The sequence below is a fragment of the Melissospora conviva genome, assembly GCF_049523535.1.
Lineage (GTDB): Bacteria > Actinomycetota > Actinomycetes > Mycobacteriales > Micromonosporaceae > Melissospora > Melissospora conviva.
The window spans coordinates 128,065-145,728 of the sequence record NZ_JBLLDT010000009.1; the positions used below are offsets into that span (position 1 = coordinate 128,065).

Sequence of the window (17,664 nt, forward strand, 5' to 3'; positions counted from 1 at the left end):
GGACCGGCCGCCGGACATTCTCCGAAGAAGCAGGAGGGTCCGAGCATGCGCGCGAAGTACCGCTGGCTGCGGCGGATCGAGTCGCTGGACCCGATCGAGGACCACCAGGAGATCTACCGACTGTCGATGGGGCACGAGTTCCCCTGGGACTACGCCCGTGCCCTGGAATTCGCGCTCTTTCGCACCTACTGCGTACCGGGCATCTCGGCGCTGCTGGCGCGCACCGGCGAGTTCCGCGACCGTCCGCAGAAGCGCTACGACGACACGGCGCTGCTGATGCTGGAGCTGGTGGTCAACGGCTACGACTCGCCGCGCGGCCGGGAGGCGCTGCGGGTGGTCAACCGCCAGCACGGCCGCTACGCCATCGGCAACGACGAGATGCGCTACGTGCTCTCCACCTTCATCTACGACCCCATCGACTGGATCGACCGGTACGGCTGGCGCCCGCTCTCGGCGCACGAACGGATCGCCGGCTTCGAGTTCTACCGCCAGGTCGGCCGGCGGATGGGCATCCGCGACATCCCCGGCACCTACGAGGAGTTCCGGGACTTCAAGACCGGCTACGAACTGGCCCACTTCGCTGTGGCGGCCAGCAACACCGAGATCGGCAACTACACGGTGAACCTCTTCGCGAGCTGGTTCCCGGCCCCGCTGCGCCCGGCCGCCCGCAAGGGGGTCCTCGCCCTGCTGGACCCGCCGATGCTGGCCGCCTTCGGCTTCCCGCCCCCACCGCGGGCGCTCACCCGGACAGCACACCTGGCGCTGCGCGGCCGGGCCCGGTTCGTCCGGCTCCTGCCGCCGCGACGGCACAGCACCTTCGACCGCGACGACCTGCGCAACCGCACCTATCCGGGCTATCCGAAGGGGTACCGCCCCGCCGACCTGGGGGCCGGCTGAACGGTTGCGGTGCGCCAGGGCCGGCATCGTCGGCCTCTCGGCGGCGGTAGCGATGCCAGCCGACAGCCGACGATCGTCGGCTGTCGGCTGGAAACCAGCGCAGCACCGGTCAAGGCCGGACCAAGTCGGGGACGGGCGCTACTCCTGCGTGATGGTGCGACGCAGTTCGCGCTTGAGCACCTTGTGGCTCGGCCCCACCGGAAGCTGCGTCACGAACCGGACCTGGCGGGGGTACTTGTGGCGTCCCAACTGCTCCCGGCACCAGTCGACCAGCGCCTCGGCGGTGAGCGCCGGCTCCCCCTCCCGGGCGGCCGGCACGACGACTGCGCAGACCTCCTCGCCGTGCACCGGGTCCGGCACGCCGATCACCGCGACCTGACCGACGGCGGGGTGGCGGGCGATCACCTCCTCGACCTCACGCGGATAGACGTTGAACCCGCCGCGGATCACCACGTCCTTCTTGCGGTCGACGATGCTGACGAAGCCCTGGTCGTCCTTGACGCCGAGATCCCCGGTACGGAACCAGCCGTCCACCAGCGCCTGCGCGCTCTCCCGTGGCCGGCCGAGATAGCCGGCGAAGACGTTGTGCCCGCGGATCACCAGCTCGCCGAGCTCGCCGGCGGGCAGCAGCTCGACCCGCTCGTCGATCTCGGCCCGGGCCACCTCGACCTCCACCCCCCAGACCGAGTGCCCCACCGTTCCCGGCCGCACCCCGAAGTGCGGCTGGTTGGTGGTGGCCGTCGGCGAGGTCTCCGACAGGCCGTACCCCTCGAAGACGGTGGTGCCGAAGGCGGCGTTGAACCTCTCCAGCACCGCCACCGGCAGCGACGCCCCGCCGGAGATGCAGATCCGCAGCTTCGGCAACCGGTCCCGGTCCACCGCGGCCTGCAGTAGTCCGATGTACATCGTCGGCACGCCGTGGAAGACGTCGACCGACTCGCGCTCCATCAGCTCCAGCGCCGCCTCACCGGTGAAGCGGGCCAGCAGCACCAGGGTCGCGCCGAGGCGGAAGGTGCCGTTCATGCCGACGGTCTGCCCGAAGGTGTGGAACAGCGGCAGGCAGCCGAGCACCACGTCCGCCGGGCGGGCGTCGTTGGCGTCGAAGACGTTGACGGTGGCGTTCATGACCAGGTTGAGATGGGTCAGGACCGCGCCCTTGGGCTCCCCGGTGGTCCCGCTGGTGTAGAAGATCACCGCCGGGTCCTCCGGCGCCCGGGAGACGTACGAATGCAGCGGCTCGGCGGCCGCGGTCAGCGCATCGAGGTCCGCCTCGTCGCCCTCGCCCGGTCCGCCGACGGTGACCAGCGGGACGCCGGCGCGCGCGGCGGCCGGACGGCCGACCGCAAGCTGGCTCCAGTGGCAGATCAGCAGCCGGGCGCCGCTGTCGCGCAGCACGTAACCTGCCTCTTCGGCGGTGAGCAGCAGGTGCACCGGCACCACCACGCCGCCGGCGGCGAGCACCGCGTAGTAGCCGCGCGGGAACTCGGCGACGTTGGGGACCAGCATGGCGACCGGATCGCCGGGAGCGACGCCGAGGCCGGCCAGGGCGGCGGCCTGGGCGCGGGCCTGGCGCCAGAGTTCGGCGTAGCCGATGCGCTGGTCCCGGTCGACCACGGCGATCTTGTCGCCGTGCCGGCGTGCCGATTCGGCCAGCACGGCCGCCAGGGACAGGGTGGCGCTCACGACGTCTCCTCCTGCGGATAGAGCCGGCTGACCGTCTCGGCCACGCAGCAGGGTTTGCCGCCGGCGTCGGACTCCACGGTGGCGCGTACGACCAGCTGCGCGCCGCCGGGGACGGGGTCCACCGAGACGATCTCGGCGGTCAGCCGTACCCGGGCGCCGGTGAGCAGCGGCGCCGGGAAGCGCACCTTGTTGAGCCCGTAGTTCACGCCCATCCGCAGCCCTTCCACCCGGTAGAGGTCCTTGCTCAGGGCGGGCAGCAGCGACAGGGTGAGATAGCCGTGGGCGACGGTGCCGCCGAACGGGCCCAGCGCCGCCCGCTCGGGGTCGATGTGGATCCACTGGTGGTCGTCGGTGGCGTCGGCGAAGGCGTTGACGCGGCCCTGGTCGATTCCGCGCCAGGGGCCGGGGCCGACGGTCTCCCCGACCGCCTTGGTGAGCTCGTCGATGCCGGCGAAGACTCTCATGCCAGGTGTCCCCCGATCTTGGTGTAGCCGCGGAGCAGGTCACGGGAGATGATCAGCCGCTGCATCTCGTCGGTGCCTTCGAAGATCCGGAAGAGGCGCACCTGCCGGTACCACCGTTCGATCGGCAGCTCACGGGTGTAGCCCATGCCGCCGTGCACCTGCATCACCCGGTCGACGAGGCGATTGATCATGCCCGCGCCGTAGAGCTTCGCCATCGAGGAGGAGTGCCGCGGGTCCTCGCCCTGGTCGACCGTCCACGCCGCCCGCAGCGTCAGCCAGCGGGCCGCCTCCAGCTCGGTCTCGGAGTCGGCGATCATCCACTGGATCGCCTGGTTCACCCCGATCGGCCGGCCGAAGGTCTCCCGGGTGTTGGCATGGTCGATCGCCATCTGCAGGGCGCGCTCGCCGATGCCCAGGGCGTGCGAGGGGATGATGTAGCGACCCCGGCCGATCCACTTCATGCCCAGCTCGAAGCCCTGGCCGACCTCGCCGAGGATGTTGCGCGCCGGCACCCGTACGTCGTCGAAGATCAGCGAGGCGGGGCCGCCCTCCCCCATCGTCTGGATGAACTCCGAACGCCAGCCCATCGACCGGTCCACCAGGAACGCGGTGCTGCCGCCGGCCCGGACGTCCTTGTCCGGGTCGGTGACCGCCACCACGATGGTGAAGTCGGCGTCGTGGCCGTTGGTGATGAAGGTCTTCTCGCCGTTGAGCACCCAGTCGTCGCCGTCGCGCCGGGCCCGCAGTTTGATGTTGGCCGCATCGGAGCCGGCCCCGGGCTCGGTGATGGCGAAGCAGGAGATCCGCTCGCCCTCGATGGTCGGAATCAGGAACTCCGCCCGCTGCGCCTCGTCGGCGTAGTACAGGATGTTGTCGGCCTCACCGCCGAAGCGGAACGGCACGAATGAGCGGCCGACCTCGGTCCAGATCAGCGACTGCAGAACGGCCGAGAGGTCCATGCCGCCGTACTCCTGCGGGGTGGAGAGCCCCCAGAAGCCGAACTTGCGCGCCTTGAGCTGCAGCTCCCGCAGTTCGCCGGGCTCCAGGCCCGGCTGGTGGGCCCGCTCGCGGCGCAGTACCTCCTGCTCGAGCGGGACAACCTCCTTGGTGATGAAGCTGCGGACGGTGTCGCGTACCGCCCGCTCCTCGTCGCTGAGCGCGAAATCCATGATCGATCCTCCGGGGTGGGGTGGGTGGTGCGGATGCGCGGGCGGTGCTCGCTAGCGGGCGCCACCGTTGACGTAGAGGGTCTGGCCGGTGACGTACGAGGCGTCGTCGCTGGCGAGGAAGGCGACGACCGAGGCGATCTCGCCCGGCTGGGCCACCCGCCGCAGCGGCGTCTGGGCGGCCACGAGCTCCTGGTGCTTCTCGGCGCTGCTGCCGACCCGCTCGGCGGTGGCGGCGGTCATCGCGGTCGCCACGTAGCCGGGGGCGACCGCGTTGACGGTGATGCCGAACGGACCGAGCTCGATGGCGAGGGTGGCGGTCAGCCCCTGCACACCGGCCTTGGCCGCCGCATAGTTGACCTGGCCGCGGTTGCCCAGCGCCGAGCGGCTGCTCAGGTTGACGATCCGGCCGTAGCGGCCGGCGACCATGTGCCGCTGCGCTGCCTGGCAGCAGTGGAACATGCTGGTGAGGTTGGTGGTGAGCACCGAGTTCCACTCGGCCACGGACATCTTGAACAGCAGGTTGTCGCGGGTGATCCCGGCGTTGTTGACCAGGATGTCCAGCTGCCCGTACGTCTGCACCACCTCGTCGACCATCGCGGTGACCGCGTCGGGATCGGTGACATCGCAGCCGATGCCGATCGCCTCGCCGCCGGCGGCGGTGATCTCGTCCGCGGCGGTCTTGCTGCGGCCGGGGTCCAGGTCGACCACCGCCACCCGGGCGCCCTCGGCGGCCAGGCGGGCGGCGGTCGCCGCCCCGATGCCCTGGGCCGCGCCGGTGACAACGGCTACCCGGTCGGAGAATCTGCCGGTCATGTGGATCTCCTCTTGTCGTTGGCTGTCGTGCGCCGGCGCGGACGCCGGCAGCGGTGCCGGGCTCAGAAGGCGTTGACGCCGGTCAGCGCCCGGCCGATCAGGAGTTGCTGGATCTGGCTGGTGCCCTCGTAGAGGGTCATCACCCGGGCGTCGCGCAGGTACTTGCCGACCGGGTACTCGTCGATGTAGCCGTAGCCGCCGAAGACCTGCAGTGCGTTGTTGGCACAGCGCACGGCGGCCTCGCTGGCGAAGAGCTTGGCGACGGAGGCCTCGGTGCGAAACGGCTGCCCCCGGTCGATCAGGTCGGCGACCTGCCAGGTCAGCAGCCGGGCCGCGGCGGTCTCCACCGCGATGGTGGCCAGCAGCTGCTGGACGAGCTGGTGGGCGGCGATCGGCTTGCCGAACTGCTCGCGCTGCCCGGCGTAGGCCACGGCCGTCTCCAGGCAGCCCTGGGCGATGCCGACACAGCCGGCCGCCACCGACATCCGCCCCTTGTCGAGGGTGGACATGGCGATCGAGAAGCCCCGGCCCTCGGCGCCGAGCCGGCCGCTGCCCGGAACCCGGACCTGGTCGAGGACCACCTCGGCGGTCGGCTGACCGCGCAGCCCGAGCTTGCCGTGGATCGGCCGCCGGGTCAGGCCGGGGCTGTCGGCCTCGACCAGGAAGGCGGTGACGCCGCGCGGCCCGGCCTCGCCGGTGCGGGCGAAGACGATCAGCACATCGGCCCAGGTGCCGTTGGTGATGAAGACCTTGCTGCCGGTGAGCAGCCAGTCGTCACCGTCGCGCACCGCGCGGGTCTGCAGGGCGCCGGCGTCGGAGCCGGTGCCCGGCTCGGTCAACGCGAAGGAGCCGAGCGCCGCACCGCTGGTCAGCTCCGGCAACCACCGCCGTTTCTGCTCGTCACTGCCGTGCGCGGCGATGGTCTTGGCCACCAGGCCGAGGCTGACCGAGACGATGCCGCGCACCGACGAGTCACCCCGGCCCAGCTCCTCCAGCACCAGGCAGTACGACAGGTGGTCGCCACCGCCCCCACCGTCGGACTCCGGGATGGTCAGACCGAGAAAGCCCAGCTCACCGAGGCGGCGGACGATGTCCCGGTCGACCGACTCGCGCCGGTCCCACTCGGCGGCGTGCGGAAGCACGTCCCGGTCGACGAAGTCACGGGCGAGCTGCCGGACAGCCTGCTGCTCGGTGGAGAGAGCGAGATCCATGGGTCTTAAACTATCGCTGGAAGTTTTTAGTCGTAAAGACCCCGTGTGGCAAAGTTTCGCCAACAGTTGCCCAGCCGGCCGCCACGCGCCGGACCCGGATTACGGAGGTGGCCCGTGCCTCGGCCCCGGCAGGCCCTGCTGACCAGGGAACGGATCGTCGCCGCCGCCTGCGAGCTGGTCGACGCCGACGGCCTCGACGCCTTCTCCACCCGCCGCCTGGCGGCGATGCTCGGCGTACGCGGCCCTTCGCTCTACAACCACTTCGCCACCAAGGACGAGATCCTCGACGCCGTCGCCGACAACGTCATCGCCGATGTGGACATCTCGATGTTCACCCGGCTGGAGTGGCGCGAGGCGCTGCGCGACTGGGCGCGGTCGTACCGGGCGGCGCTCGCGGCCCACCCGAACATCGTGCCGTACCTGGCCCGCGGGCCCGGCCGTCGGCACACCGCGCTGACCATGGCCGACGCCGTCTACGGCGCGCTGGTCCGCGCCGGCTGGCCGCCCGCGCGCGCCACCCACGTCGGCGCCCTGATGCGCTACTTCGTCGCCGGCTCGTCGCTGGGTTCATTCGCCCGCGGTTTCGTCGGTGACCCCGGCATCTACGACGAGCGTTATCCGCACCTGTCGCAGGCCCACCGGCTCGCCGATCACCAGCGCAGCGTCGACGACGGCGCCTTCGAACTCGGCCTGCGGGCGCTCATCGACGGACTGTCGCGCACCTACGAGGAGGTGGTCGGTCCACTCTCCCCCCTCCCGCCGACGGCGCAGGCGCACTAGCATCGAAACTTGCAGCGCTAGTTTTCGCGCCGCCGCTCTCGCGGCTCGACGGGAGGAAGAGCTTTGGAACCGGCAACTGCGACCCGCTCCACCACCTCGGACGACATACCGGACCGGACCCACTTCCATGTGGACGGCGCGTGGGTGGCGCCGCTGAGCACCGAAACCATCGCGGTGGAGAACCCGGTGACCGAAGAGGTCCTCGCCACCGTGCCGGCCGGCACGCCCGCGGACGTCGACCGCGCCGTCGCCGCCGCACGGACGGCCTTTCCCGGCTGGGCGGCGACCCCGCCGGCCGACCGGGCGGCGGCCCTGGGCCGGCTCCACGCGGCGCTCGCCGACCGGGCCGACGACATCGCCCGGACGGTCGCCCTCGAACTCGGCACGCCGTACAAGATCGCCACGCGGGTCCAGGCCGGACTGCCCCTGGCCGTGCTGGAGAGTTTCGTCGCCCTCGCCGCGGCACCGCCGGCCGAGGAGGTGATCGGCCACTCGCTGGTGGTACGGGAACCCGTCGGCGTGGTGGGGGCCATCACCCCGTGGAACTACCCGCTGCACCAGGTCGTGGCGAAGGTGGCGCCCGCGCTCGCCGCCGGCTGCACCGTGGTGCTCAAGCCCAGCGAGCTCACCCCGCTGACGGCGTACCTGCTCTTCGACGCCGTCGAGGCCGCGGGGCTGCCGCCGGGGGTGGTCAACCTCGTCACCGGCACCGGCCCGGTGGTCGGTGAGGCGATCGCCGCGCACCCGGGAGTGGACCTGGTCTCGTTCACCGGCTCCACCGCCACCGGACGGCGCATCGCCCATCTCGCCGCCGACCGGATCGCCCGCGTCGCGCTGGAACTGGGCGGCAAGTCCGCCAACATCATCCTGCGCGACGCCGACCTGGCCAAGGCGGTTCGCACCGGTGTCGGCAACGCCTACCTCAACTCGGGCCAGACCTGCACGGCCTGGACCCGGATGCTGGTGCAGCGCGACAACTACGCCGAGGCCGTCGAACTGGCAGCCGAGGCAGCAGCCGGCTTCCGCCTCGGCGCGCCATTCGAGTCGACCACGCGGCTCGGGCCACTGGCGTCGGCCACTCAGCGCGAGCGGGTCGCCGCGCACATCGCCCGCGGCCTCGCCGACGGCGCCCGCCTCGCAGCCGGTGGTCTCGACGCCGCCGTGCCGCAGACCGGGCACTTCGTCGCCCCCACGGTCTTCGCCGACGTCGACCCCGGCAGCGCCCTGGCCCAGGAGGAGATCTTCGGCCCCGTACTTGCCATCATCCCCTTCGACGACGACGAGGAAGCCGTGGCGATCGCCAACAACAGCCGGTACGGCCTCGCCGGCGCCGTCTGGTCCGGCGACCCGGAACGGGCACTGGCGGTGGCGCGGCGCCTGCGCACCGGCGCGGTGGACATCAACGGCGCGCCGTTCAACCCGCTGGCGCCCTTCGGCGGCTACAAGCAGTCCGGAATCGGCCGGGAACTCGGTGTGCACGGTCTGGCCGAGTTCCAGGAGATCAAGGCGATCCAGCGATGAGCGCGGAGCTGATCGACGCGCTGGTGGCCCGCGCGGACGGCGGCCTCGCGGTGGAGCCGATCCGGCTGCCCGCCCTCGGCCCCGGCGACGTGCGGGTACGCATCCGCGCCGCCGGCGTCTGCCACTCGGACCTGTCGATGGTCAACGGCACCCTCGCCGCCACGTTCCCGCTGGTCCTGGGGCACGAGGCGGCCGGTGTGGTGGCCGAGGTCGGCGCGGACGTCGACGGGGTCGTCCCGGGCGACCACGTGGTGCTCAACTGGGCGCCACCGTGCCGGCAGTGCTGGCACTGCCGGCACGGTGAACCGTGGCTCTGCGCCGCCTCCGGCCGCCCCTGCGCGCCGGGCGGCACCACTGCCGACGGCGAGCAGCTGCAGGTCACCCTCGGTCTCGGCGCGCTGGCTACCGAGGTGGTCGTCCCCGCCAACGCGGTGATCGGCGTGCCCGCCGAGCTCGGCTTCGAACAGGCGGCGCTGCTCGGCTGCGCGGTGCTGACCGGCGTCGGCGCGGTCGGCAACACCGCCGGTGTCCGCCCGGGCCAGTCGGTGCTGGTCGTGGGTCTCGGCGGGGTGGGGCTGTCGGTGCTGATCGCCGCCCGGCGGGCCGGCGCCGGCCCGATCATCGCCGTCGACCGTTCGGCCGGCAAGGAGAAGCTCGCGCTGGCCTCCGGGGCGACTCACTTCCTGCCCGCCGACGACGCGCTCAGTGGGCAGATCCGCGCCCTGACCGAAGGGCGGGGAGTCGACCACGCCTTCGAGTGTGTGGGCCGGTCCGCGACGATCCGCACCGCCTGGCGCGCGACCCGGCGCGGCGGCACCGTCACCGTCGTCGGCATGGGCGCCAAGGACGACCTGCTCTCGCTCAGCGCCCTGGAGATCTTCCATTCCGCGCGGACCCTGCGCTCCTCGGTGTACGGCTCGGCCGATCCCGATCAGGAGGTGCCGCAGCTGGCCCGGGCGGTGCGCGACGGTTCGCTGGACCTGCGCCCGCTGATCACCCACCGGGTGGGCCTCGACGGCGCGCCAGAGGCGTTCCGCCGGATGGAACGGGGCGAGGGCGCCCGCACCGTCGTGGTCTTCGACGCCTGACCCGGGCCGGGGTGCGGCACGCGGCCGGGGCGGTGACGCCCCGGCCGCTGCTCACAGCCGGGAATGGGCCGCCACCTCGCCGGTGAAGGTGGCGTCCATCGCCCCGTCCCGCCGGTACGCGGCCCCGCCGGCCACCATCTTCAGTGCGCGGATCTCCCGGCCACCGCATCGGCGGTGAACAGGCGCGCCAGCTCCATCCGGGACCGGATACCGAGCTTGGCGAAGATGTTGCGCATGTGATGGTCAACTGTGCGGGTGCTCAGGAAGAGCTGCGCGGCAACCTCGCGATTCGTCGCGCCCTGCACCACCAGCCGGGCGATCTGCGCCTGCTGGGCGGTCAGCGGCTCCCCCGCCGGCATCCGCTCCGGCTCGGCCGGCGCCCGGCGCGACACCGTGGCCGGGCCGCCCGCCGCCCGCAGCTCGGCAGCGGTCTGCTCGACCCAGCTGGCGGCGTCGAGCTGCTGAAACACCTCCAGCGCCATCCGCAGATGTTCCCGGGCCTGTCGAGGCTGACGGGCACGGCGCAACTCCTGGCCCAGGAGGAGCTGGGTACGGGCCCGCTCGAACCCGGACTCCGCCTCGGCGTGACGGCGCAGCGCGGTCCGGAAATGCTCCAGCGCGTCAGCGCTGCCGCGGGCGGCGACCAGCCCGTGGCAGCGCGCCGCGAGCGCGCGCCGGCCCGGGTCGCGCAGACCGGCCGCCCAGCTGTCGTAGAGCCGTAGCACCCGCTGCGCGGTCGACCGGTCCCCCGCCCGCACCGCGGCCTCCACCAGGTAGGGAGCGGCCATGATGTAGACCACGAGATGTCCTCGACCGCTCCAGGGCTGGGCGATCGCGGCGAACCGGGCCACCGCCTCGGCGGGCCGCATCGCGTGCAGGTCGAGCATCCCCAGCGCCCACTGGCTCAGCGCCGCGGGCCGATCGACCTGGTCACGCTCACCGCCGGCCGGGACCGCACCGACCCACCGCAGGCTGCCCGCCCGGTCGCCGCGCAGCGCTGCCAGCACACCGAGCAGCCCAAGGTGATTGCCGGCGCAGTTGTCCTGTCCGCTCGCCCGGGCGGCGCTCAGGCCCGTACGGGAGGTCTGTTCCGCCGCGGCGAACCGGCCCAGGTTGCACTCGGCGATCGCCTTGAGTTCCAGGGCCCGCGGCAGCACCGAGCGGTCGCCGGCCGCCTCGGCTCCGGCAACGGCGTGCTCGGCCAGCCGCAGCGCCCGTGCGTCGTCGGCGATCAGCAGACAGGCGCTGCTGCCCCAGGTCAGGGTCGCCGCGTCGGGGACCGCCTCGGCGAGTTCGGCGGCGCGGCGCAGCCGCTGCACGCCGACCTCGTGGTCACCTCGGAACAGCGCGGCGGCACCGGTCAGGTGGGCCAGCATCAGCTCCTGCAGGGCAGAGGGCTGGGGAACGCCCAGGGCACGGGCCCGGCGCTCGATCAAGGCGTACCGGTAGTGGCCGCCGGCGAAGGAGACGGCTTCCCCGGCCCGCATCAGGGCGGCGAGCGCGAGGTCGCGGTGGGCGGGGCCGAACGCGTCGGCGGCGGCCAGCAGCGAGCGCAGGGCATCGGCTGCTGCGCCGGAGCGCAGCTCCATCTCCCCGATCAGCAAACGCGACTGTGCCTGCACCACCCCGTCGACGCGGGTGGACGCCGCCTGCCCGAGCAACGTCCGTGCATCGCCGGGGTGCCCGGAGCGCCAGGCGTAGCCGGCGGCGGTGACGAGACGCTTGGCCGCGCTGGCCGGGTCGGCGCTGAGCTCGGCGGCGCGCTTGAGGGCCACCGAGGCAGCGGCGCAACCACCGCGCCGGGCCGCCGATTCCAGCTCGGCGGCGAGGCGGGGATCCGGCCCGTACGTCGAGGCGGCCAGGTGCACGGCGCGGCGCAGCCGGTTCGCCTCGCCGGTGAGGCTGCGCGCCAGGAGACGGTGGGCTGCGCGGCGCTGCGCCAGCGGGGCCTCCTCGTAGACGATGGTGCGCACCAGGGGCTGGGGAAAGGTGAATCCGCTCTCGCCGGCGCGGACCAACCCTGCCGTCTCGGCCGGGGTCAACGCGCCCACGTCCAGCCCGTCGCTGCGGGCCGCCGCGGCGAGTTCGGCGGCGCGCAGCTGCGGGTCCGCGGCGGCAAACAGCAGCAGGCGGCGGGTCTCGGCGGACAGCCCGCTCAACCGGTCCCGGCAGGCGCGGCGCAGCAGCGAGTCGGCGGGCAACCGCACCGACGGGTCCGGATCGGCGGGGTCGGTCGCCGCGGCCAGCTCCACCAACGCCAGCGGGTTTCCCATGGCCGTGTCGAGCAGCGCCCCGATCGTCGCCTCGGGCAGCGCGCCGGGGAGCCGGTCGGCCAGGATCTGCCGGCAGGACTCGGGGCTCAGAGCGGTCAGTGAAAGCGTGGGAATGCCGGCGAGGAGCCCCGCAGTGTCGCCCTGCGGGCAGGCCGCCAGCACCACGGCGATCCGGCGGCCGGCCAGCCGGCGGGCCACTGCGGCGAGCGTCTGCGCCGAGGAGCGGTCGAGTCGGTGGGCGTCGTCGACGGTGCAGAGCACCCCCGAGGTGCCACCGGCGCGGGTGAGCAGCTCCAGGACGGCCACCACCAGCGGGAGGCCGGCTTCGCCGGGGCCGAGGGCGCCGTCGAGCAGCCGGCGCAGGATCGTCGAGTGCTGCGGTGGCAGGCGATCCGCCAGGTCGGCGACGGGCGCGAGCAGCCGGTGCAGCGCGCCGTAGGCGAGTCCGGACTCGGAGGTTACACCGGCGGTGGTCAGCAGCAGCGCGTCGTGGGCCGCTTCGGCGGCGTGCCGCAGCAGCAGGCTCTTGCCGGTGCCGATCTCACCGCACAGCAGCACGGCCCGGCCCTGGCCGCTGCGGGCGGAAGCGACCACGTCGCGGAGGGTGGCCCCTTCGGACGAGCGGCCACGTAACGGAGATATGTGCACCAATGATGCATCAATCATGCCGACAGTGTTACCGAGAAGTGACGACTTGGAAAGAGGCCGGTGGTTTCGCCGATTGTTCCGGCGCCGGCGACCCGGCATGATCAGCCCCGACCTGTCTCCACAGCAGAAAGCGGTGCCGGATGAAGAGCTTCCCCTCCTTCGACGGTGTGCGGATCGCCTACCGGGAGTGGGGGCCGGCCGACGCGGACGTCCCCGTGGTGCTGCTGCACGGTTTCGTGGTCGACGGCGCGACGAACTGGGTCGCCCCGGGCATCGTGGACGCCCTGGTCCGGGCCGGGCGCCGGGTGATCGTGCCGGACGCACGCGGCCACGGCGCCTCCGACAAGCCGCACGACCCGGCCGCGTACGGCGAGACCCGGATGGCGCGCGACCTGGCCGGCCTGACCGACGTGGTCGGCGCGGAGCGGTTCGACCTGGTCGGCTACTCGATGGGCGCGGTGGTCTCGCTGCTCGCCGCCGCCGCCGGGCAGCCGCTGCGCCGGCTGGTGGTCGCCGGTGTGGGGGCGGGGATCGTCGAGCTCGGCGGTCTCGACACCCGGGCGCTGCCGCCGCAGGAGGTGGCCGCCGCGCTGCTGGCCGAGGATCCGGCGCAGGCCGCAACCAGCGCCGCGGCACCGATGCGGATGCTGGCCGACGCGGTCGGCGCCGACCGGCGAGCGCTGGCGGCTCAGGTCGGCATGGCCCACCAGGAGCCCATCGGACTGGAGCGGATCAGCGTGCCGACGCTCGTGCTCTGCGGGGGCGAGGACGCCCTGGCGCAGCGCCCCGAGGTGCTGGCGAAGGCGATCCCGGACGCCGAGCTGCGGGTGGTGCCCGGCGACCACCTGGGCGCGGTCCGCGACCCCGGCTTCACGGCGGCAATCGTGGAGTTCCTCGCCTGATCATCCCCGCCATCGGTGGCGCCGGCCGGCATCAACCAGCCCGGCAACGATGCCGGCGGACGTCAGCCCAGCCCGGCGGTGATGCCGTTGATCAGCAGTGCGCGCACCGTGCGGGCCAGCACCGCCCGGGCCGCCTCGGGGTCGAGCCCGAGCCCGTCGCGCAGCATCGACCAGGCCGACCAGGTGGTGGCGGCGACAACCGCGTTGAGCAGCTCCTCTCGACCCGGTCCGGCCATCTCCAGTTCGGCGGCGAAGAGCTCCTCGACCTCGGCGCGGACGCGGTCGATGTGCACGGCGCGGTTGCGCCGCAGCTGGGCCGAGACCGGCGCGCGCATGGCCGCCGCCAGCGCCGCGGGTGCGATGAGCTGTAGCAGCTCGGCCCGTTGACGGCAGAAGGCATCGATACGCTCGGGCAGCGGTAGCGAGCTGGGAATCTTCTGGTACACCGCGTCCTGCTGGGCCAGCACGCGTACGCCGCTGGCCTCGAAGAGCGTCTCCATGTCCTTGAAGTTGGTCCAGAGCGCCCGCAGCGAGACCCCCGCCCGCTCGGCGATCCGCTCCCCGGTCGGCCGCAGGTCCCCCTCCCCGATCAGCTCGAGGTGAGCGGTCACGATCGCTTCCCGGGTCCGTTCCGCCCGCGCGGTCCGTCCGTCGACCCGCTTGGGTACGTCAGCCCTGGTCATCGTCTCCACTTCCCTCGCTGTCGCGGCCGCACCGCGTCCCCGCCGAATCCGCACCCGCAGTGTAGTGATCATCAGTTGCCGCTTCCGGGACGTGGAACGCGACCGCGCCACCGGGCGTGCCGCTGCTCATGCGGTGGCACGTCCGGTGGCGCGGGAACAGCTCAGAGTGTCGGGATGCCGTTGGCCGGCGGTGCCGGCGGCGCCACCGTGTACTCGTTGACCGGACCGTCGCCCTCGTCGGTCTCGTACGTCGGGCCGAAGTACTTCTGCACGCCGCCCTCGACCTTGTTCATCCGCTGGCCGCCGTAGCCGGAGTGGTCGTCGGCGGAGAAGCGCAGCGGGGCCAGCCCCGGCCCCTGGAAGCCGCCCTTCTCGACCGCCTCGATCAGGCCCTCCCGGGTGAGGTCCTCACCGGCCGCCAGCAGCGCCTGGACGAAGAGGTAGCCGACCGCCATGCCGTAGACGGTGTTGCCGTCGAAGCCCGCGCCCGCGTTGTACTGGTCGTTGATCTTCTTGAACTGCGCGATCCACGGGTCGCTCTCGTCGGTCGCCATCGGCATGTAGTTCAGCGCGAGCATCCCCTCCAGCAGGCCCTTGGCGTCGCCGAGCTGCGCGGCGAGGGTCTGGTAGTCGGCGCCGACGTTGGAGACCATCCACTGGGGCTGGAAGCCGACCCGGGCGGCGGTGCCGATGGCAAGCGCCGTGAAGCCGGGAACGGTCGCCAGGACGACCACCTCGCAGCCGGCCGTCTTGAGGGTGTTGATCTGCGGTCCGATGTTGGTGTTGCTGGTGACGTACGTCTGCCGCGCGACAACACCCTCGGCACCGAGGATCTGCTCCACACCGAGCAGCCCGTCACGGCCGAAGTCGTCGTCCTGGCCGAGGAAGCAGACCTTCTTGCCGGCGAAGTTGTCCTTGGCGTACTGCGCCAGGATCTTGCCCTCGACGGTGTAGTCGGGGTTGAAGCCGAAGGTGTGCGGGTACTTCTCCGGCTGGTCCCAGGTGCGGCTGCCGGAGGCGACGAAGAGGTCCGGCACCCGGTTGCTCTTGAGGAAGTCGAGCACCCCGGAGTGCGTCGGCGTGCCGAGTCCGTTGATGACGGCGAAGACCTTGTCCTGCAGCACCAGCTGCCGTACCACCTGCTGGGTGTTCGCCGGGTTGTAGCCGTCGTCCATCACCTTGTAGGTGATCTTGCGACCGTAGACGCCGCCATTGGCGTTGACGTGGTCGAAGTACGCCTTGGTGGCCGGCGAGATCTTGGAGTATCCCGCCGAGGCGGGCCCGGTCAGCGGCATGTGCGTGCCGACGACGATCTCGGTGTCGCTGACGCCGGGAACGGCGGCCGTTCCGCCGCCGGATTCGTCACCGGTGCAGGCCACGGCCCCGCCGAGCAGGGTCAGACAGGCGGCGATCGTGAGACCGCGTCGCGCGATGCGTTGCATGGTGGTGCACGACCTTTCTTCGGTCCGGAATTGCGAGAGGGTGCGGTGAGCCGGTTTCAGCGTTCTTCCGGCCCGGGGGCGGTACGCCGACGTGGGTCGATCCGCCGTGCGAGACGGACCAGCACACGCTGGATCCCGCCGGGCGCGACGATCATCACGACGACCAGGGTGCCGCCGAACAGCGCCAACGGCAGGTTGCCGTCGAGCCGCTGTGCGGTGGCGGGTGCGAGCGTGAACTGCTCGGTGATCAGATGGGTCAGTTCGGGCAGGATCACCAGCAGCAGCGCCCCCCAGACCGCGCCGGCGAGGCTGCCGAGTCCACCGACGACGATGGCCATGAGCAGGAACAGCGACAGGGTCATCGAGAAGGCGCCGGGTGAGACGCTCTGCGCCAGGACGGCGAGCAGTCCGCCGCCGAGCCCGGCGCAGGCGGCGCTCACCACGAAGGCGAGCACCTGGGTACGGGCGACGTGGATGCCGGCCAGCCGGGCCGCCACCTCGTCGTCGCGAACCGCCCGCAGGGACCGGCCGAACCGGCTGCGGACCAGGTTCGCCAGCAGCAGCATTACCAGCAGCGCCCCGGCCAGGGCCAGCCATGCCTGCCAGCGCTCGTACGGGAAGTAGGGGCCCAGCGCAGCCGGCGGCGGGTCGACGTAGAACGACAGCCCCTGCTCACCGCCGAGCGTCCCGTCGAAGGTGATCGCCAGCGCGGGCACCACCAGCGCCACCGCGAGGGTGACGCCGGCCAGGTAGGGGCCGCGCAACCGGGCAGCGGCGACGCCGATCACGGCGCCGGCGAGCAGGCTCACCAGCACGCCGCAGCCGAGGGAGACCACCAGGACGCCCACACCGGTGGCGCCCCGGTCGGTGAGCATCTGCTGAGTGAGCGCCACGGTGTACGCCCCGGCCGCCATCAGCGCCCCGTGCCCGAGGGAGAGCTGTCCGTTGAGCCCGGTCAGCACGGTCAGCCCGGCGGTGGCGCAGAGGTACGCCGCCACCGTGGCGAGCTGGTAGTTGCGGAACGGCTCCAGCCAGTACGTCAGGCCGAGCAGCACCACCGCGGCCAGCGCCACCAGCGCCAGGTGCCGCAGCAGGGTCGAGCCGCCCCACGGCAGGTGTGGTTTCGCGGGCGCTGCCGCGGCCGGCGCGCTGGCCGGGGTTGTCTGCTCCACCCGCTGTCCGGGTTCGCCGATGACGCTCATACATGCCTCGCCTGTGCGCTGGAGAAGAGACCGTTGGGGCGGATCAGCAGCACCGCCAGCAGCAGCACCAGCACCGCGATCGGCGCGGTGTCGCTGCCGACATAACCGCTGACATAGGAGAGGATCAGCCCGACCGCCACCCCGCCGACCACCGCGCCGGCGGGGCTGTCGAGTCCGCCGACGACAGCGGCGGTGAAGGCGGAGACGAAGACCAGGTCCATCGCGTTGGGGTGCAGACCGAGTTCGGTCGGCAGCACCAGCATCCCGGCGAGCGCGCCGACTCCGGCGGCGAGCGCCCAGCCGAGGGTGAGCATCCCGCCGACGTTGACGCCGAGCAGCCGCGAGACCTGCGGGGCGAAGGCCGCCGCCCGCATCCGCAGACCCACCGGGGTACGGGTGAACAGCAGCGCCAGGGCGACCACGACAACCAGCACCGCGGCGAAGACGAAGAGGTCGTAGCGGGACAGCAGCGCCAGCCCGCCGATGCTCAGCGCGTCCCGGCTCAGTGGCGCCGCCACCGGCAGGTACTCGTTGCCGTAGGTCATGCCGAGCACTGCCTGCAGGAGCAGGACCAGGCCGAGGGCGACGATGACCGCGTTCAGTGGCGAGGAGTGGTCGACGAAGCGCATCACCGCCACGTCGACCAGTGTGCCGAGCGCCAGTCCGGCCAGGAGCGCGGCGGCGAAGCCGATCCAGTAGGAGCCGGTCGCCGCGGTGACGCTGTAGGCGACGTAGACGCTCGCCACGGCCATCGCGCCCTGGGCGAAATTGACGATGCGCGCGGCGCGCCAGATGAGCACCAGGGCGAGCGCGAACGCCGCCAGCACCACTCCCCTGACGAGGCCGTCGAACGTGAGGAACACGAAGCGGTCCACCCGGTCTTTCTCC

At 72.4% G+C, this 17,664-nt stretch carries 15 protein-coding genes; 5 read left to right on the plus strand and 10 right to left on the minus strand.

The window, feature by feature from the left end; translation table 11 throughout:
- Positions 1 to 45: 45 nt before the first annotated feature.
- A complete protein-coding gene (locus tag ACK8GG_RS19195; RefSeq protein ID WP_440352021.1) occupies positions 46 to 897 on the plus strand; it encodes an oxygenase MpaB family protein in 852 nt (283 codons plus the stop codon).
- Between the two features lie 138 nt (positions 898 to 1,035).
- On the opposite strand, the gene ACK8GG_RS19200 is transcribed toward ACK8GG_RS19195, so the two are convergent.
- The 5 genes from ACK8GG_RS19200 to ACK8GG_RS19220 all read right to left on the minus strand — a co-directional run bounded on the left by ACK8GG_RS19200 (position 1,036) and on the right by ACK8GG_RS19220 (position 6,237).
- Positions 1,036 to 2,580: a long-chain-fatty-acid--CoA ligase gene (locus tag ACK8GG_RS19200; protein ID WP_440356913.1), complete on the minus strand. Its 1,545-nt coding sequence runs from the start codon at positions 2,578 to 2,580 to the stop codon at positions 1,036 to 1,038.
- Complete coding sequence (locus ACK8GG_RS19205) at positions 2,577 to 3,044, minus strand: MaoC family dehydratase (RefSeq protein ID WP_440352019.1); 468 nt, start codon at positions 3,042 to 3,044, stop codon at positions 2,577 to 2,579. Before ACK8GG_RS19205 ends, ACK8GG_RS19200 begins: the two co-directional genes overlap by 4 nt.
- Positions 3,041 to 4,213, minus strand: a complete 1,173-nt coding sequence (locus ACK8GG_RS19210) for an acyl-CoA dehydrogenase family protein (protein ID WP_440356914.1) — start codon at positions 4,211 to 4,213, stop codon at positions 3,041 to 3,043. Before ACK8GG_RS19210 ends, ACK8GG_RS19205 begins: the two co-directional genes overlap by 4 nt.
- 51 nt (positions 4,214 to 4,264) lie before the next feature.
- Positions 4,265 to 5,026, minus strand: a complete 762-nt coding sequence (gene fabG / locus ACK8GG_RS19215; RefSeq protein WP_440356915.1) for a 3-oxoacyl-ACP reductase FabG — start codon at positions 5,024 to 5,026, stop codon at positions 4,265 to 4,267.
- 62 nt (positions 5,027 to 5,088) lie between these two features.
- On the minus strand, positions 5,089 to 6,237 hold the full coding sequence (locus ACK8GG_RS19220) for an acyl-CoA dehydrogenase family protein (RefSeq protein WP_440352016.1): 1,149 nt from the start codon (positions 6,235 to 6,237) through the stop codon (positions 5,089 to 5,091).
- Between the two features lie 114 nt (positions 6,238 to 6,351).
- Here ACK8GG_RS19220 and ACK8GG_RS19225 point away from each other — a divergent pair, with 114 nt between their 5' ends.
- The 3 genes from ACK8GG_RS19225 (at position 6,352) to ACK8GG_RS19235 (ending at position 9,626) form a co-directional block, all read left to right on the plus strand.
- Positions 6,352 to 7,017 carry a TetR/AcrR family transcriptional regulator gene (locus ACK8GG_RS19225; protein WP_440352015.1) on the plus strand — a complete coding sequence of 222 codons (666 nt, stop codon included), beginning with the start codon at positions 6,352 to 6,354 and terminating at the stop codon, positions 7,015 to 7,017.
- Between the two features lie 105 nt (positions 7,018 to 7,122).
- Positions 7,123 to 8,538, plus strand: coding sequence for an aldehyde dehydrogenase family protein (locus tag ACK8GG_RS19230; RefSeq protein WP_440356932.1), 1,416 nt, complete (start codon positions 7,123 to 7,125; stop codon positions 8,536 to 8,538).
- The gene (locus ACK8GG_RS19235) at positions 8,535 to 9,626 is read left to right on the plus strand and encodes an alcohol dehydrogenase catalytic domain-containing protein (protein ID WP_440356916.1); all 1,092 of its coding nucleotides are present in this window, start codon (positions 8,535 to 8,537) and stop codon (positions 9,624 to 9,626) included. The genes ACK8GG_RS19230 and ACK8GG_RS19235 overlap by 4 nt, the downstream gene beginning before the upstream one ends.
- Positions 9,627 to 9,766: 140 nt before the next feature.
- On the opposite strand, the gene ACK8GG_RS19240 is transcribed toward ACK8GG_RS19235, so the two are convergent.
- Positions 9,767 to 12,646 carry an AAA family ATPase gene (locus ACK8GG_RS19240; RefSeq protein WP_440356917.1) on the minus strand — a complete coding sequence of 960 codons (2,880 nt, stop codon included), beginning with the start codon at positions 12,644 to 12,646 and terminating at the stop codon, positions 9,767 to 9,769.
- Positions 12,647 to 12,687: 41 nt separating this feature from the next.
- Here ACK8GG_RS19240 and ACK8GG_RS19245 point away from each other — a divergent pair, with 41 nt between their 5' ends.
- The gene (locus tag ACK8GG_RS19245) at positions 12,688 to 13,449 is read left to right on the plus strand and encodes an alpha/beta fold hydrolase (RefSeq protein ID WP_440356918.1); all 762 of its coding nucleotides are present in this window, start codon (positions 12,688 to 12,690) and stop codon (positions 13,447 to 13,449) included.
- A 62-nt stretch (positions 13,450 to 13,511) separates the two neighbouring features.
- Here the strand turns inward: ACK8GG_RS19245 and ACK8GG_RS19250 are convergent, their stop codons facing one another.
- The 4 genes from ACK8GG_RS19250 to ACK8GG_RS19265 all read right to left on the minus strand — a co-directional run bounded on the left by ACK8GG_RS19250 (position 13,512) and on the right by ACK8GG_RS19265 (position 17,651).
- A complete protein-coding gene (locus ACK8GG_RS19250) occupies positions 13,512 to 14,132 on the minus strand; it encodes a TetR/AcrR family transcriptional regulator (protein WP_440352010.1) in 621 nt (206 codons plus the stop codon).
- 161 nt (positions 14,133 to 14,293) lie between these two features.
- Positions 14,294 to 15,574, minus strand: coding sequence for an ABC transporter substrate-binding protein (locus tag ACK8GG_RS19255; protein ID WP_440352009.1), 1,281 nt, complete (start codon positions 15,572 to 15,574; stop codon positions 14,294 to 14,296).
- 56 nt (positions 15,575 to 15,630) lie between these two features.
- Positions 15,631 to 16,776, minus strand: coding sequence for a branched-chain amino acid ABC transporter permease (locus tag ACK8GG_RS19260; RefSeq protein ID WP_440356919.1), 1,146 nt, complete (start codon positions 16,774 to 16,776; stop codon positions 15,631 to 15,633).
- Positions 16,773 to 17,651: a branched-chain amino acid ABC transporter permease gene (locus ACK8GG_RS19265; protein WP_440352007.1), complete on the minus strand. Its 879-nt coding sequence runs from the start codon at positions 17,649 to 17,651 to the stop codon at positions 16,773 to 16,775. The genes ACK8GG_RS19260 and ACK8GG_RS19265 overlap by 4 nt, the downstream gene beginning before the upstream one ends.
- Positions 17,652 to 17,664 lie beyond the last annotated feature (13 nt).